We start from the raw sequence: 16,716 nt of genomic DNA on the forward strand, positions 1-16,716 counted from the left end.
ATAAAATTAGCAATTCTTTGTGTGTGGTATGGTTAAGTTGTAATTCTCAGTTTGTGTGATGTAAAAGGTAGGAGTATTCGCTATGAATAAAACAGAAAATCTCCATATAGAGGATTACTTGCGCGGCAAAAGATTTTCAGATGGTGTTTCTGTTGTCTATAAAAAGACAGGGAGCGTTGTATCAAGAATAGAATATTTGTCCGCAATGGTTAATGGGAAGGCAGTGATTCACGTTGGGTGTGTTGATCATCTTCCTTTGTTAAATAAAAAAATAGACTCTGGCACTTGGTTGCACTCTAAGTTATGTGAACGGGCATCTCGCTGTGTTGGGTTGGATATAAATAGAGATGGTGTCGAAGAGCTTAGGCGGTTAGGGTATGATGACGTATATCATTTTGATATTTTGTCTGATATAGATCTCATTGAACACGAGGGAGGATGGGACTACTGTATACTGGGAGAAATGATTGAGCATGTTGACAATCCAGTTTTATTTTTGTCAAACATGAGGCAAAAAATGCTGGGGCGAGTTCGTGGACTGATTGTTACAACTCCTAATGCGTTCAGAAAGGATAATTTTTTGTTTGCTTTAAGATCTAGAGAGGTAATAAATTCAGATCACAGGTATTGGTTTACTCCGTATACGTTGAGTAAAATTTTGGCTTTATCAGGGTTTAAAGTAAACAGAATCGATTTCTGTCATGGCGCCATAGCTCCGAAAAGTAAAATTAAAAGAATATTTTATGATCGGTTTCCAATGTTGTCTATGGGATTGGTTGCTGTGGCGCATCCGTCTTGTGATTGATGTTAAAAGAATTGGTTTCTGTATGAAACTATCAATAATTTATGGCGGTCTTTGTTGTGTGTGAATATATGATAATGCATGTTTGACTAGCTTTGTTGAAAACAGGATTTTTTTAAATAAATTGCATCGCGCTGAATGGAGCTATAAAGAGTATTGTTCTAATATGTGATCTTGATGAATCTAAACGGGCAATGTCAGATTGATTAGGCGAATAGGTTTGATAATCTAAAGTTTTATGCATCGTAAGCCACATTAAATTTTATCTATAATCAATATTTGTTTTTCTCTTTGTTGAGTTTTTAAAAGATTTTGGTGTGTGTAATATGAGGTAATGTCTAAATTAATTGCGTTGCCAATGTTTGTGTAATCTGTATTGCATTTGCGTGTTTAAGTGTTAGTGGTTTTGGTTTTTTGTTAAGTTTCGAAATTCCGTGAGCTGGTTAATTTTTGGATATTCTCTTTAGTGATAGTGTATGTGCGTCATCAATATAACCCGAGATTTGTTGCGGAGGTCTAATATGAAAACTACAGTTTCGGTTATTGTGTTATCTTTGGCGTTTATAGCTAGCGCCAAGTCATTTGAATTGGTTTATGAATCGCCTTTAAAGACAGGGGATATGCTCAGGCTATCTGGTAAAGATATTGTTGTCAACAAAACGAGGCCAGCAATTCTTTATGATGCTGTAGAGTCGGTGATTGAAAATGGAACTATTCAGGGAAGAGACGATGTTGTTTACGATGGGTTCTTGGTGCAGAGAGGTGATAGCGCAACGGATCTTGGATGGGATAAGCCTAGCAATCCTGGGTTTTATGGTTCCGTAAATGTAAAGGTTGTGAGTAGCGAAGGCTCAGCCTGGGAAAGCGATAAGTATGTGTACTATGTTAAAGGTCACAAAGGCTATCTTGGTTGGCCTAGGGCATATACAGATTATACTAATGACAATAAGAAAATTTATGTGTCTTGGTGGCTTAAGCAGCGCTATGATACAAAGTTCTACTATGTTCTTAAGCTGAAATCCGTTGATGCATCATTTCAGAACATTAAAGATAGTGAACTGGAACTTGAGGATGGCACTATAGGTAAACTGATTAATTATAGTGATAACGAGGTTCATGTAGAATTTTCTGGAGTATCTAATGCAAGTAGTTTGGTTGGAAAAAAAGTTACCCAAAAATTAACTGGTGCACAGGCTGTTTTTGATATAGATGGCGCAATGTCCTCTGGCAACAATAAGTATATTAGAATATGGGAGCATCCAAATGGTGATCAGGGCATTAGACTGTCGTGGACCAACGCAAATTTGGGTGCTGGCGGAGCTGAGGATTGGTTGTATTCGCTGGAAAAAGTTGCGCCAAAGCCAGGGCAATGGAATCATATGGAGGTCTTTGTAGATGGGGCTTCTAATACGGCCAATTCTTACGTAAATGGAATTAAGCAAGCTAGCATCGATTGGAGTTCTGGTGTGGAGGCTTATAAAGACATTTCCGGGATGTATAGCCCGACCATTGCACTTATTGGATTTGATGGAAAAATACCGGTTCACCAAGAAACCTATTTTGATAATATCTACATGGATAATGATTTCGAAAGAGTGGTTATATCGAAAGATTCCGTGCTTACACAAGGTTCTGAGTATATAGTTCAGCCTATTATCAAAAGGCAGAATGGTGAAATAACAGTAATGTTTAATCCTGGATTTTTTCAACCTGGAACATATTACGTTCATTATATTAAAGGCGAAGAGTTTGAAGGGGATGTTGGTGTTCCTTTTTGTTATAAATGCGAAATTCCGAAGCCTTCCAGCCCTACATCATACGTGGAGTGAAATTTTGGTGAATTCATGTTGGTTAGTATAGTTATACCAGCATATAATGCTGAAAAAACAATTGCGCGCACATTGGATAGTATTAAGGGTATTGTTGAAGAAGACAAGGATGTCGAGGTTATTGTTGTCGATAATAATTCTTTAGATTCAACGGCAAATATTGTGAAAAATTATCCTTTTGTGAAGCTGATTGTGTCTGATGCTTGCTATGTGGGGGGGTGAGAAATACAGGTATTCATCAAAGTCAAGGAGTTGTAATATATAATGTAGATGCAGACTGCCTGGTTAATAAAGGCTCTATAAAAGAAATAAGGGATTCACTTAAAGACCCTAATGTTGGTGCCGTGGGCGGAGTTTATTTGAAAACGAATGAACCAACTTGGGTCGAAAACGGTTATATATTAGTCTCAGATGAGGGGGGTTTTGGAGAGGCTAACGACTTGCCTGGTGGTAGCTTGGCTTTCCGAAGAGAGGTTTATGAAAAAGTAGGTGGATTTGATGAGGATGTCGATGCAGGTGAAGACTCAAGATTCGTTCGCGTAATTAGGAGGTTAGGGTACAGGGTATTATATTTGCCCTCATGTTCCGTTGTTCATCTTAATAACTCTAAAACGATTGGGCAATTAGTCAAAAGGCAAATGTGGCATGGGTCTTCGTATTTCAGAACGACACCCCTGGTTTTAGATAAGACATTTTTTGCAACCGTATTATTTATTTTGTCAATTATTTCTGGGTTTTTGAGCCTAATTTTAGGGTGCCATTTGATATTTTTAATGTCTTTGGCTGGTCTCTTCTTTTTGATTTTTGTCTTTTCTTTAAAGAGAGCAAAATATTCTTTGTCCTTGCTATTGTCAAACCTATTTCCTGCGTTGGCAGTTAGTTTTTTCTATTTTTTGGGTCGTGCCTTAGGCTTGATCTATGGACTTATTCAATTTCTGTTTAAGTTTGGTGAAAGCAAGTCGATTCGTAAATTATAGGACTTTCACCTTTTTTGGTATGATTTATTGCTTTTATCGCAAGTTGATATTGGTTGAATTGGCTGTTTGGGGTTGTAATAGAGTTTTGTAAAAAATATATTTTGGGTTGCGTCTAACCTTTTAAACAATGGATTGAACTCGCATGTCGAAGAGTCCCTTTGGTAGCTGTTGTTTATCGGTTGTTGTGCCGGCTAAGAATGCTGGGCATACAATTTCTAAAACTATCTCTTCAATTATTTCTAGTTCAACTATTGGTGCATCTTATGAAGTAATTGTTGTGGATAATTTTTCTGTTGATGATACGTGTCTGAAGGCTAAGCAGTTTAAGAGTGTACTACTTATAAAGTCCTATTCTAATCGGGTCGGAGGCGTCCGCCACGATGGCATTCAGGCCTCAAAAGGCGATATCATCATCAATACTGACGCCGATTGCATTCTGGGGCCGGAATATATCCGCGCAGCCTGCGAAGCACTTGAAGATCCTTCGGTTGGGGCTGTGGGCGGTGTTTGTCTGAACCCCGACAATGCCACCTGGGTGGAGCAGGGCTGGTTGTTGTTCGAGCCGCCCGGGTTGTCCGGCCCGGCGAACATGCTTTGGGGGAGCAGTCTTGCCCTGCGTCGTGAGGTGTATGAGGAAGTCGGGGGTTTTGATACCACCATTGAAGCGGGTGAGGATTCCAAGCTGACCTACAGGATTCAGCAGGCAGGCTACAAGACCCTTTACCTGCCGGAGTGCAGCGTCATTCATCTGGGAAACCCCAAAACGTTGGGTGATGTGTTCAGGAAGGAAATCTGGCATGCGTCCAGCTTTCTCCAGTCCAAAACCAGCCTGCTGGACAAGACCTTCCTGGCGACCTGTGTTTTTTTGTTGGCCGAGGTGATGTTTGCACTGGGCTGGCTGATGGCGCCGGCAGTCTCTCTGGCCGGGTTGCTGCTGGGGGCTGCCGTGGTGACGGTGTTCACCATCCACCGTTTCCGGCGCAGCCGCAGAAAACGGATTACCCCCGATCTGGTACTCAAGGCGTGGATCGTGGACTGGGCGTATTTTGCCGGCCGGAGTGTCGGGCTGCTCAAAAGTATCTGGAAGACCTTCAAAAAACAGGTCTAATCCGTTAGGCTGATCCAGGCTCTCAACGTGGGATAGGGAATGTCAGATTCAGTGATCAATTCAGGTAATGCACAGGGGATGGAAAGCCGGCGTGCGGGCGTGGATCCCGGCGACTTCGGGGCTGAAAGCCAGGGTGTCAGAACCCGGTTCACAGTGTTCATTCCTGTCCGCAACGAATCACGCTATATCCGTCAGACACTCCAACAGCTTTATGATCAGGATTATCCCAAGGAACTCTATGAAGTGATTGTGGCTGATGGTGAGTCGGATGACGGAACGCCGGATATTGTTCGGGATTTTGCCAGGCAGCACCCCGACTTTGCACTCACCTTGATCAATAATCCCGTAAGGCTGTCAAGCGGGGCACGCAACCGCGCCATCCGGTCAGGGAAGGGTGACTACTTTCTCCTCGTGGATGGTCATGTCTATATACCGTCACGCCAGCTATTGAGAAATGCGGACCGGTTGATACGTGAAACGGGCGCAAGCGTGCTGGGTCGCCCCCAGCCTCTGGATCCTCCGGATATCACGTCTTTTCAGCGCGATCTGGCCATCATACGCTCCAGCCCCCTGGCGCATTCTGTCGAATCCCTGATCTACAGTGATTACGAGGGCTGGGCCAGTCCGCTGACTATCGGTACGCTGTATCACCGATCTGTTTTTGAGGCGGTAGGTCTCTTCGACGAGCAGTTTGATGCCGCGGAGGATCTTGAATTCAACTACCGGCTGGAGAAGCTGGGGTTTCAGTGCTACACCTCACCTGAACTCGAGATCAAGTATTATCCGAGGCATGACGTGCGTTCCCTGTTCCGGCAATTGCAGCGCTATGGCCTCGGGCGCGCACGGTTTATCCTGAAACATCCCGAGCGCCTGACCTGGGAAGTCCTGGTGCCGCCGGCCTTCGTGCTCTTTCTCACGCTGGGTGCGTTGATTGCGCTGATGCTGCCGGGTTTTGGTTGGCTCTGGCTTGCAACGCTTGCATTGTATGTTGGGCTGGTCGCCATAGAAGGCGTCCGCCTTTCCCTTGCTCACGGAAGATTCCTGCTGCACAGGGCGTTACAACTGATCCCGGTAGTGCATGTGGCGTTGGGTTGGGGATTTTTGAAGGGTTTGTTGGGGTTGCTTAAGAAGAGGTCAGATGCGTGACAGCCAGAGAGCCAGCCATTGAGGATCTTGTATCCGTCATCATCCCCGCCTACAACCGCGCCGCGTACATCGGGGAGGCCATCGACAGCATTCTGGCCCAGACCTGGCCGCACTACGAGATTCTGGTGGTGGATGATGGCTCCACGGACAACACCTGGGCCATCCTCAAGCAGTACGAAGCGGAGGGAAAGATCCGGCTGTTCAGTCATCCCGGCCATGTGAATCGGGGTCAGGCGGCTTCCATCAATCTTGGCCTCAGGCACATGCGTGGCGAGTATGTCCTGGTGCTGGACAGTGATGACTATGTCATGCCGGAAAAACTGGAAAAGCAGGTCGCTTACCTCAAGGCCCATACCGATGTGGGCCTGGTGTACTCGAATGGTTATTTCGTCAAGGCGGATGGGGAGATTCTCTGGCCTTACCATGCCAAGGACCATCAGGACCCGGGTGATCCGAATGCCGTGCTGCTGGATTGCTACATGGCCTTGCCGGTGAATGCATTGGTGCGGCGATCCGTTTATGAGCAGGTTGGAGAGTTTGAAGAGGGCTTCCGGGCTGCGCAGGATCACGACATGCTGATCCGGATGGCCGAAGTGACGCGTTTCGGATACATTCCCGATTTCCTGTTCTGTTATCGCCGTCACGGTGATTCCATCAGTGCCAAGCGTCAGGATGTACGGTGGCGTACCGGATTTGAAATTCTCGAGCGCGCTGCAAGGCGTTATCCGTATCGCCCCTCGACCCTCCGCAAACGTCGCGCAGTGCTCCACTACAGGATGGCGCAGGTCTCACTCTCTTCGAAAAGTTATGTCAGCGCTCTGTTACATTTGGTAAAATCAGGCCTCCTCGACCCGGTTCGGGCAGCGAAGGTGGCTCTGCGTCTGGAACGCAGGGCATGAGCCAGGGATGATGAGCAGGACGAAACAGGGCGGTGTCTGGTCTGAATATTCTTTACGTCATTGATCGTTTTGATTCGCCCGGAGCCGGGACAGAAGGGCAGCTCTGGCGCCTGGTGCGTGGCATGCAGGCCCGGGGGCATCAGGTGCGTCTGCTCATACTGGCCCCTTCGCCCTGGATTGAAGCCAATGGTTTTCCCTGTCCGGTCGATGTTCTGGGGCGCACGCAGGTATCCCGGCCGGCCACCTGGGTGGCGATGTTCCGCTATGCCCGCCAGTGTCGCAAGGACGGTATTCAGCTCGTTCAGTGTTTTTTCAATGATGCCTCGGTGCTCTGTCCACCGATTTTCCGGATGGTCGGTATCCCTGTGCTCATCTCCCGCCGGGACATGGGATTCTGGTACACGTCCCTGTACCGGAAGGTTCTGCCGATCACCGGGCGATTTGTCACTGCAGCCGTGGTCAACAGTCAGGCCGTTGCGGAGATTACAGCGCGGGTGGAACGTATTCCGACTTCGCGGATTGAGGTGATTTATAACGGTTATGAATCCGGAGATGTGGACGCCGTGTTCGTACCGGAACTGGAGGGGTTTCGCAAACTTTTCCCCGTGGTGTTCATGCTGGTGGCCAATCAGCGGCCGATCAAGCGCATCCAGGATGCCATCCGGGCACTGGCCATGATTGTACAGAAAGGGGTAAATGCCGGGCTGGTGCTGGTGGGTGGCGGTGACTGGGTACCACTGCAGAAGCTTGCACGAGGTCTGGGAGTGGCCGAAAATGTGTGCTTTCTCGGGCCCCGGCCAGATGCACAGGCCTGCCTTGGGTATGCGGATATAGGGATTTTGTGCTCGGAGTCCGAAGGTTTTTCGAATGCCATTGTGGAGTATATGCAGGCCGGACTGCCGGTGATCTGTACGGATACCGGGGGCAACCCGGAAGCGGTGCGCAATGGCCGGGAAGGGTACGTGGTGCCGGTTGCGGATGTTGAGGCGCTGGCAGGTGCCATGCGTGCGCTGGCCATGGATCCGCAGTTGCGGAAGCAGTTGGGAGAGCAGGCCCGCTTGTCCGCCAGTCAGCGTTTTGGCATGGACCGCATGCTCGCTGAGCACGAGGCGCTTTACCGGCGTGTAACGGGAGTCCTGGCATGAGTGTGATGGGCCGGCTCGTTCGCATCGCGGCGCCATTTGGCGTGTTTGCGCTTTCCCGTCTGATGACGCGCCACGCACCCAGGGTGCTCATGTATCATCGCTTTTCGCCAGAACCGGCACCTGGGGCGGTCTCCGCGGCGGCACTGGACCGCCAGCTCGCACAAATTGCCCGCCACTACCATACCTTCACCATGGCTGAGGCCATTCAACGCTATTATGAAGGGGAGGGCTTGCCACCCAATTCTGTGGTGATCACCATTGATGACGGATATCGCGACTTTTATGACGTGGCCTGGCCACTATTCAGAAAGCATGGCGTGCAGGCCACATTGTACGTGACCACCGGCTTTATTGATGGGGAAACCTGGCTTTGGCCGGATCGCGTCAAGCGCTGTATCCAGGGCGGTCGGTTCAGCAGGGCAATCACGCTGGGCCATGTGGTTGTGCCTGCCGGCCGGGTCAGTGAAGCGGCTCAGGATGCGCTATGTCATGCTTTGTACAGCGTACTTCTGAGCGTTTCCGATGATGAAAAGAACCGGATGCTCCTGGAGTTGGAAGAGGCGAGCGGGCTTTATCCTGCCGGCCAAATCGAGCCGCCCTGGTCCCCTTGCTCCTGGGATGAGCTGCAGCGCATGCAGGACGAGGGATTGGAAATTGGCGGGCATACAGTGTCCCACCCGTCACTGGGGCGCGTATCCCGGCGCCAGGCAGAAGATGAAATACATGGCTGTGCGGAACGCATCAGCCAGGTGCTCGGCCAGCGGATCCGAAGTTTCTGCTATCCCAACGGTACGCCTTCGGACTACACGACAGAGGTGATGGAGATCGTCCGGCAGGCCGGTTTTGTCGGGGCAGTCACGGCTTTTCATGACGATATGGGCTGGAAGCATCGTTATGCCATCCGGCGCTTTTCTGGTTGTGAAGATGCATTCCAGTTCGGAAAGGCGCTTCATGGTGTCGAATGGTTGAGCAACCGGAGCCGAAGGCATGTACTCAGCAATCCGTAACCAGGTCTCCGGTGGTACCTTCGTTCTCTACTGTCTGTTTCTGGCGGATTTCTTTCTCCATTCTTCGGCACGCATCCGGGCTCTGGAAGTGCTGAGACCGACACTTTTGCTGGCAGTGCTGATAACAATTTCTCTGGTGTTCCAGAAAGACAAGCTCCGGGGGCGTTTTGATTATCCTGCTGCCGAGCGCCTTAAAGCGCTCCTGATCTATCTGGTGCTGAGCCTGCCTCTGGTTTCCTGGCCCGGCTCGGCCTTGAATAACGCTGACAACTTCATCAAGGCTTTGGTGTTTTTCTATTTTACAGTGGCTTGTGTCGATTCGCCCGAGCGCTTCCGCAAGGTTGTCTTGTTGTTCATGGCACTTCAGACTTTTCGTGTGCTTGAGCCGCTTTACCTCAACATCACTGAAGGCTATTGGGGCAGCAGAACCTATCTGGGTTCCGACGACGGTTTTGCCCAGCGCCTTGCCGGCGCACCGGCGGATGTTATTAACTCCAACGAACTGGGGTTTGTGATCGCGACCGTGATTCCCTTCCTTCACTATTACATGTTCAAGTCACCCCGCAAGCTGGCAAAAATCTTGTACCTCGTGTTGCTCCCGGCGCTGCTCTATGCGCTGATTCTGACGATGTCCCGGGGGGCGTTTCTGGCTCTCCTGGTTGTGGCATTCTTTGTGTTTCGTGAATCACGTCAAAAGGCACGAATGCTCGCGCTGGTGATGATCGGTGCGGTGGTGGCATGGAGCGTAATGACGCCCGTGCAGAAGGATCGCTACCTTTCTCTGGTGAGCAGCGAAGCCAAACAATCCCATACCGTAGAAGGCCGATTGAATGGGATCATCCAGGAGTTTGAACTGGCCATGACACGGCCCATATTCGGCCACGGGCTGGGAACCACAGCCGAGGCCAAATATCACACATTCGGAAAGAGACAGGCAAGCCACACGCTCTACGCCGAGCTGATCATCGAGATGGGCCTCATCGGGGCCATCCTCTTCATTCGCTATCTTCTGGCATTGTACCAGCAACTGCAGGCAACCCGCGCGCTGCCTGATCCGGGGCAGGCATACCTGAGGCGCATGCCCCAGGTGTTTCAGGCGGTCTTCTGGATGTATGTGGTCTATAGCAGCAATTACTGGGGGCTTTCACAGTATTACTGGTATTTTTTTGGCGGGCTGATCCTGGCCTACGCGAACGTAGTGCAAAATCAGGTAACCGGTAAAAGCCAGAATGCTGAAGAAGCGGATAACAGAGCGGGGAAGCGCCTTCAGCTGGCCTTGCCGTTCAGGGAGGCCAAACGGACATGAACGTATTGCTGACAGCAAGGTGGCCGGCCGGAGGTATCCGGACTTATTTTCGGTACGTGTACGGCCGGGACGATTTTTCAGATATTCGTCTTACCCTTGTTGCACCGGACTTTGATCTAAGTGAATTCCTTGCGAACAAACTACCCGAAGGACGAATCCGGTTTATACCTTGTGATAATACCAACCAGGCGCTGTTCCGGGCTGCTCGTGAGCAGCTGAGACAGGAGAGGTGGGATCTCATTCACTCGCATGGTTTTTCCGCCGGTATTCTGACCGAGTGGGCACGGCTGGGGTATCGGAATATTCCTCATCTCATGACGGCCCATGATGTCTTTCTCGAGTCGCAATTTGCGGGGTGGAAGGGCCGGCTGAAAAAACTCATGTCAGGAATCAGTTTTGCGCGAATGGATGCCATTCACACCGTCACTGAAGATGCGGGCAGGAATTTCAGCGAGTTCTTTCCGCGTATTCCCCAGGACAGGATTGTCCCCATTCTGCACGGAGTGGATACTGGCTATTTTGCATCAGGAACGCCCTGGGATGTGCGCAGCAAGCTTGGTAACGTGTTGCCTTCAAATCCCGTCGTCGGATTTTTCGGTCGTTTCATGGCTCAGAAAGGCTTCCGGGTGCTGGTTCGTGCGGTTGAGCTGATGAATCGGGAACGGCCTGAGGATCAGAAGGTTCATGTACTGACCTGGGGGTGGGGCGGCTTTGTGCGGGAAGATTATGCCTGGATTCACGAGCAGGGATTGGAGCGTTATTTTCACCAGATGCCCCATACCGATGATATGCCGTCCGCAATAGCCAGCATGGATGCGGTGGCCATGCCTTCACGCTGGGAGGCCTGTGGCTTGCTGGCGATGGAGGTGCTGGCGGCCGGCGTGCCGATCGTGGGCACCAACTGCATCGGTTTGCGTGAGGTATTGGACGGGACACCCGCAACTCAGGTGCCTGTTGGCGATGCAGATGCGCTTGCTGCCGCACTTGATCAGGCCCTCACACCTGAAGCAAAAGCACGGTTCAGGGACTGGCAGGCAGAGGCCGTTCGCCGCTTTGATGTGACAAGGCCTGCGAGAGAGCTCGCTGAGCTCTACCGCCGCATGACAGGACGATCCCCGGCATGATACGTACCTTGCTGGTAAACACCGGCTCCAATATGGCCGTGCTGATCGTCAAGCTGGCGATCACGTTCATCATGACACCGATCTTTGTCCGCAATCTGGGCAATCATGATTACGGGTTGTGGGAGATGCTCGGTGCCATCATTGGTTACATGGGGTTGATCGAGATGGGCATCCGCCCGGCGGTCAGTCGTTATGCCGCACACTATCATGCGCTGCAGGATGACGCAGCACAGCGGGAAACCTACAGCACTGCTTGGCTCTTTATGCTGGCCGTGGGGACGATGCTCGGGGTGCTTTTTTATACTAGTGCGGCCTTATGGCCCGAATTGTTGTCTGATACCCAGCCGGTGCCGATGCGTTACGTCTGGGTACTCATGATTATCGGTACGGAACTGTTTTTCGTCTTTCCGGGCTACATCGCCGAAAGTTACCTGGACGGTTTTCAAAAATATTATCTGAAAAACGCCATTACTGTCGTCAATTCTGTCCTGGGTGCATTGATCCTGTACCATTACATCACGCCCGAAAATGGCCTGATGCTGCTTGCACTGATCAATGCCCTGGGCATGAGCAGCAAATATCTGATTTTTGCGCTGATTCTGTCGCGCCCACGTTTCGGGCGCCTGAAACCTTCACCTGGGTATTTTCGCTTCGTTCGTCTGACAGAGATTCTCACCTTTGGCTCAAAATCCCTGATACAGGGCATTGCGACCCGGATTGAGAACGCCACGGACAGCCTGGTCATTGGTGCCTTCATGGGGCCTGCTTCGGTGCCCTTCTACAGCATTCCGGCCAACCTGGTACAGTATATCCGCACGATAGGCTGGACACTGACGCATGCCTTCATGCCCTTGTTTGCCGCCATGAATGCAAAAGGCGAGGCAGAACAGATCAGTGAGGTGTACCTGCGCGCCAGCCGGATTGTGGTGGGACTGTTGGGAATGCTGGCAGCCTGTGTAGTGGTACTGGGCGGCCCATTCATCGGGCTTTGGATCGGGCAGGATTACGCTGCGCGGGCCGACGTGTTGGTTCCGGTGCTGACAGCATTCACGGTACTGCCCTTGCTCAATCCCTTTCAGAGCCGGGTGCTCACGGCCATGAACAAGCATGGTATCTATGCCCGGTGGCAGCCTGTTTCCGCTGCCATCAATCTTGGACTGAGTCTGTGGTGGGTGCAGATCTGGGGAATTGAAGGCGTGGCGGTTGCCTCTCTGGTACCGGCACTGCTGTTTTTCCCCTTTTCCTGAGATACGTCTGTCGTGCGCTGGATCTGCCATTGTGGTGCTACTTCAGGAACGTAATGGTGCCGGCCTTGGTGCCGGCGGCCGTGATTCTGTCAGTTGGCAGCTGGGGCCGTCAGTTGTATGTTCTGGATGACTGGAAATTTTTCCTGGCAACGGCCTGTATCCTTGCTGCAGCCGGGCTTGTCATGTTTGTGATGGTAACGCTGCAGCCGGACGAGCGGCGTTGGATGTGGTCAAAGCTGGCCCGTTATTCAGTAGCAGGAGGTTAGCGAATGTGCGGACTGGCAGGCATCATTGATCGAAACCTGGATGAAGTCCGCGCCGCCCAGGTGACTGCCGCCATGGGGCAGGCGCTGATCCATCGTGGCCCGGACGGTGAGGGAAGTGCCTTTTACCCCGAGGCCGGCCTGGCCTGGGTTCATCGCCGGCTGGCCATTCAGGATCTCTCGGAGGCAGGTGCCCAGCCCATGACATCCGCGAGCGGGCGCTACAGCCTGGTTTTCAACGGAGAAATTTATAATTTCAGGACCTTGCGGGCGGAACTTGAGGCAAAAGGCCATGCATTTCGCGGGCATTCCGATACGGAAGTGCTGCTGGCCGGAATCGAGAGCTGGGGTCTGGAAGCCACCCTTCAACGCGCTTGCGGCATGTTCGCCATTGCACTGTATGACCGGCACGCCCGCACTCTGACGCTTGCACGGGACCGGATGGGTGAAAAGCCGTTGTACTACGGCTCCGGCCAGGGGCGGTTGTTTTTTGCGTCCGAACTCAAGGCGTTGCGAGTCATTCCGGGGTTTTTACCGGCGATCAACCGGGATGCACTCACGCTGCTTCTGCGTCACAACTTTATCCCTGCACCACACACCATTTATGAAGGTGTGTTCAAACTGTTGCCGGGGCACTGGATCGAGTTGTCGCTTGGGGAGATGTCCGAGTGGCCGGCCCCCCGGAAATACTGGTCTCTCGATGCGCAGTTTGCGGCATCCCCAATGGCCGGTTCACCGGAAAGTGCCGTTTCGGCTCTTGAGCAGCTGTTGATGGAAGTGGTGGATGAGCATTGTGTGGCGGATGTTCCCTTGGGGGCATTTCTGTCCGGCGGCGTGGATTCCTCAACCGTTGCCGCCATCATGAAGGCGGTACGCGGTCAGAATGTGCATACCTACAGTATCGGTTTTCAGGAAAAGGGATTTGATGAGTCCGTATATGCCCGGGAAGTGGCCAGGCATCTCGGTACCGAGCATACCGAGCTTCAGGTAACTGCGGACGATGCACTCCAGGTGGTTACCCAACTGCCAGAGATTTACGACGAACCTTTTGCCGATTCGTCTCAGATTCCCACTGTCTTGCTCAGTCGTCTGACACGTCAGCACGTAACGGTTGCGCTGTCCGGTGATGGCGGGGATGAGCTGTTCTGCGGATACCCGCGCTATGGCCATGCGGTAACAGCATGGCAGCAACGGCATTCCCCCAAAGCTCAGTTGAAAGGGTGGATCGGCAGCCTGCCGCCTGCCTGGGTGCGGTCCGTACTCGCACTTGTCAAACCGGCCTATCGTGATTTGTCTGACTTTGATGTGGCCGAGAAGCTGCGTGCTGTCCGTAACAGTGCGTCAGCCAGGAGGATTACCGATCTGTACCGCGCTCAGGTCAGTTACTGGCAACAGCCGGAATCCGTGGTCAAAGGCGGAAGGGAACCGGATTACGCGCTGACAGCAACAGCCCCGGATCATCTGGATGATTTCAAATCCCTGATGCGAGCGGATCTGGAGTGGTATCTGCCGGATGATATTCTCGTCAAGGTGGACAGGGCGGGCATGTCGGCCAGCCTGGAAACCCGTGTGCCGTTGCTGGATCCCAGAATCGTAGCCTTTGCGCTGTCGCTGCCCGTCGAATGGAACCGACAGGATACCCAGGGCAAGAGTATTCTCAGGAATGTGCTTTACCGGCATGTCCCCCGGGCCTTGATTGACCGCCCCAAACAAGGTTTCGCCATCCCCAAGGCCGAATGGTTGCGTGGCCCCTTGAGAAGCTGGGCCGAAGATCTGCTTGATCCCGGTCGGCTTGAAGCGGAAGGTTTCTGGAAGGTTGACCCCATCCGGTCACGTTGGGAGGCCCATTGCCGGGATATCTATGATTTCTCCTTTCAGCTTTGGGGAGTGCTGATGTTTCAGACCTGGTTGGATGCTCATGACTGAAGTCCGGATAACCCCCTATCAACCGGAAATGGCTGCGTCCGTCATGGCGCTGATGGGCAATCAGTCCAGAAAATCGCATATCTGGAACTGGCAGTTTCATGACAATCCCTATGCACGGAACTTTGATCCGGTGGTTGCCTGCCTGGGTGGTGAGGTGGTGGGGTTCAACGGCGTCATGCCTGTGCGTCTTAGTGTGAACGGGCAGGAATGCGAGGCACTCTGGAGCTGTGATTTTTATGTTGACTCAAAGGTGCGGGGCCAAGGCGTTGGCCGGCTGATCAAGGATGCGCTGCATGAAAGGAGTGATCGGATCATGGCGCTGGGGGTCAGCGAAAAAGCAGCGGCTGTCCTCGCGCATATTGGCTGGAAGGAAGTGCCATGCATGCACATCATGCACCGGATTTACAGAGTGGGTAGTTGGCGTGACCTGATTCTCCATGGGTTTCAGTGGATCAATCGCCTGAAAGGTGGGCCCGGGCCCGCCCGGGGCAGGGTGGTCAGGCTCGAGACTCTGCCCGAAACCGGCGTGCTGGAAATGCTGTGGCAGGCCATGGCCGGAAACTCCACTGTGGTTCAGGTGGTACGCTCGCCGGCCTACCTTAACTGGAAGTATGCACAACATCCCCTGGCACGTTATCAGAGTTATCTCTATGAAGCGCCGGATGGACAACCTGGCGGCCTGCTGATTGTCCGGGAGAAGCCGGATGCACTGATCGTTGTGGACTACTCGGGGCGCCATGATGCGGGCATCAAGGCAGCCCTTCTTGAGGCGGTCACACGGCGTGGGCGTCTTAACCGGCAACACATTGTGCTGGCCACTTCGGATGCTCAGTTCGTCTCCGTAGCAAGGGGAATGGGATTTTACCGGGGCCGCTATGCGTCAAGATTTTTTGTGTACCAGAAAGGTGAATCGCCCGCCGCGCTGGCTGATGCAACGTGGTTTCTGATGGCGGGTGACAGTGACGGCGAGCTGCTGGCGGCCACACGCGATGCTTTGAATGAAGAGGATTCAGTTCATGGATAAACCCAAGGTTTCTATCATCACTCCAACATGGAATCGTGCCGACCTGATTTCGGAAGCCGTTGAAAGTGTGCTGGCGCAAACATGGGCAAACTGGGAATTGCTGATTGTTGACGATGGTTCCACGGACAACACGCGGGAAGTGCTGGCACCCTACCTTGAGGATCCCCGGATTCACTACTTTTACCAGGAAAATCAGGGGCAATCTGTCGCGAGAAATCTCGCACTGAAACATGCGAAAGGCGCATACATCAGTTTTCTGGATTCAGATAACCGGTTGGTGCCAGAAAAACTTGAATGGGCACTGGAAGCTCTCGCCAGTAATCCTGATGTTGACATTGTTTATGGAGATATCATCACGATTGATGAGCAGGGTAACGAGATCAGTCGGGAGAACATGCGGCGTTACTCCGGACGCATTGCCAAATACCTGATCGTGGACAATTGCGTCAGCATGAATACGGCAGTGGTCAGGCGCAAGTGTTTCGATGAAATGGGCGGATTCAATACGGAGCGCAGGGTTGCCGATGATTTTGAACTCTGGTTGAGATTCTCCGCCCGGTACAGCTTTCTCTACATCCCGAAATTTATGGCTTTTTATCGAGTCATGGACAACCAGATTTCTTCAGATAAAAGCCGGCGCTTTGCCAGCAATGAAGCCAGTATCATGGATTTCCTGGAAAAGTATCCGGATGCCGTGACGCCACGGGAAGCCCGCTATGCGCTATGCCGCTTTTATACGCGCAAGGCCCGTTATCACACAACAGTAGGGCAATGGGATCAGGCGCTGGCTACTTTGGGCAAGGCACTGATGTACAAGCCCCTGGATCCAGGCCCCTGGCGCGTTCTGGCTCGTGTGCTGACACAACGTACGACACCCTGAGGCAGGTTGTGATCAAAAGAGAGATCTTCCGGA

General features: G+C 51.9%; 15 protein-coding genes. All 15 read left to right on the top strand.

The annotated features are described in order from the left end of the window. Positions 1-82 precede the first annotated feature (82 nt). Entirely contained in the window at positions 83-805 is a 723-nt protein-coding gene (locus tag AAIA72_RS03105; protein WP_369601988.1) for a methyltransferase domain-containing protein, read from the top strand. Between the two features lie 518 nt (positions 806-1,323). Then, positions 1,324-2,631, top strand: coding sequence for a hypothetical protein (locus tag AAIA72_RS03110; RefSeq protein ID WP_369601989.1), 1,308 nt, complete (start codon positions 1,324-1,326; stop codon positions 2,629-2,631). A gap of 15 nt (positions 2,632-2,646) precedes the next feature. After that, positions 2,647-2,853, top strand: a complete 207-nt coding sequence (locus AAIA72_RS03115) for a glycosyltransferase family 2 protein (protein ID WP_369601990.1) — start codon at positions 2,647-2,649, stop codon at positions 2,851-2,853. Next, complete coding sequence (locus AAIA72_RS03120) at positions 2,850-3,608, top strand: glycosyltransferase family 2 protein (protein ID WP_369601991.1); 759 nt, start codon at positions 2,850-2,852, stop codon at positions 3,606-3,608. Before AAIA72_RS03115 ends, AAIA72_RS03120 begins: the two co-directional genes overlap by 4 nt. Before the next feature lie 142 nt (positions 3,609-3,750). Further along, positions 3,751-4,716: a glycosyltransferase family 2 protein gene (locus AAIA72_RS03125; RefSeq protein WP_369601992.1), complete on the top strand. Its 966-nt coding sequence runs from the start codon at positions 3,751-3,753 to the stop codon at positions 4,714-4,716. A gap of 39 nt (positions 4,717-4,755) precedes the next feature. Further along, positions 4,756-5,862, top strand: coding sequence for a glycosyltransferase family 2 protein (locus AAIA72_RS03130; RefSeq protein ID WP_369601993.1), 1,107 nt, complete (start codon positions 4,756-4,758; stop codon positions 5,860-5,862). After that, entirely contained in the window at positions 5,859-6,761 is a 903-nt protein-coding gene (locus AAIA72_RS03135) for a glycosyltransferase family 2 protein (protein ID WP_369601994.1), read from the top strand. The genes AAIA72_RS03130 and AAIA72_RS03135 overlap by 4 nt, the downstream gene beginning before the upstream one ends. Before the next feature lie 32 nt (positions 6,762-6,793). Beyond that, entirely contained in the window at positions 6,794-7,906 is a 1,113-nt protein-coding gene (locus tag AAIA72_RS03140) for a glycosyltransferase (RefSeq protein WP_369601995.1), read from the top strand. Beyond that, positions 7,903-8,913, top strand: a complete 1,011-nt coding sequence (locus tag AAIA72_RS03145; RefSeq protein ID WP_369601996.1) for a polysaccharide deacetylase family protein — start codon at positions 7,903-7,905, stop codon at positions 8,911-8,913. The genes AAIA72_RS03140 and AAIA72_RS03145 overlap by 4 nt, the downstream gene beginning before the upstream one ends. Then, positions 8,894-10,219, top strand: coding sequence for an O-antigen ligase family protein (locus AAIA72_RS03150; RefSeq protein WP_369601997.1), 1,326 nt, complete (start codon positions 8,894-8,896; stop codon positions 10,217-10,219). Before AAIA72_RS03145 ends, AAIA72_RS03150 begins: the two co-directional genes overlap by 20 nt. After that, a complete protein-coding gene (locus AAIA72_RS03155) occupies positions 10,216-11,343 on the top strand; it encodes a glycosyltransferase family 4 protein (protein WP_369601998.1) in 1,128 nt (375 codons plus the stop codon). The genes AAIA72_RS03150 and AAIA72_RS03155 overlap by 4 nt, the downstream gene beginning before the upstream one ends. Beyond that, positions 11,340-12,590 (top strand): lipopolysaccharide biosynthesis protein, encoded by a 1,251-nt coding sequence (locus tag AAIA72_RS03160; RefSeq protein ID WP_369601999.1) that lies wholly within the window; start codon positions 11,340-11,342, stop codon positions 12,588-12,590. The genes AAIA72_RS03155 and AAIA72_RS03160 overlap by 4 nt, the downstream gene beginning before the upstream one ends. Before the next feature lie 269 nt (positions 12,591-12,859). Continuing rightward, positions 12,860-14,779 (top strand): asparagine synthase (glutamine-hydrolyzing), encoded by a 1,920-nt coding sequence (asnB, locus tag AAIA72_RS03165; protein WP_369602000.1) that lies wholly within the window; start codon positions 12,860-12,862, stop codon positions 14,777-14,779. Then, the gene (locus AAIA72_RS03170; protein ID WP_369602001.1) at positions 14,772-15,803 is read left to right on the top strand and encodes an N-acetyltransferase family protein; all 1,032 of its coding nucleotides are present in this window, start codon (positions 14,772-14,774) and stop codon (positions 15,801-15,803) included. The genes asnB and AAIA72_RS03170 overlap by 8 nt, the downstream gene beginning before the upstream one ends. Beyond that, entirely contained in the window at positions 15,796-16,683 is an 888-nt protein-coding gene (locus AAIA72_RS03175; RefSeq protein ID WP_369602002.1) for a glycosyltransferase, read from the top strand. Before AAIA72_RS03170 ends, AAIA72_RS03175 begins: the two co-directional genes overlap by 8 nt. Positions 16,684-16,716: the final 33 nt, after the last annotated feature.

This window comes from Thermohahella caldifontis (assembly GCF_041153465.1).
GTDB lineage: Bacteria > Pseudomonadota > Gammaproteobacteria > Pseudomonadales > Oleiphilaceae > Thermohahella > Thermohahella caldifontis.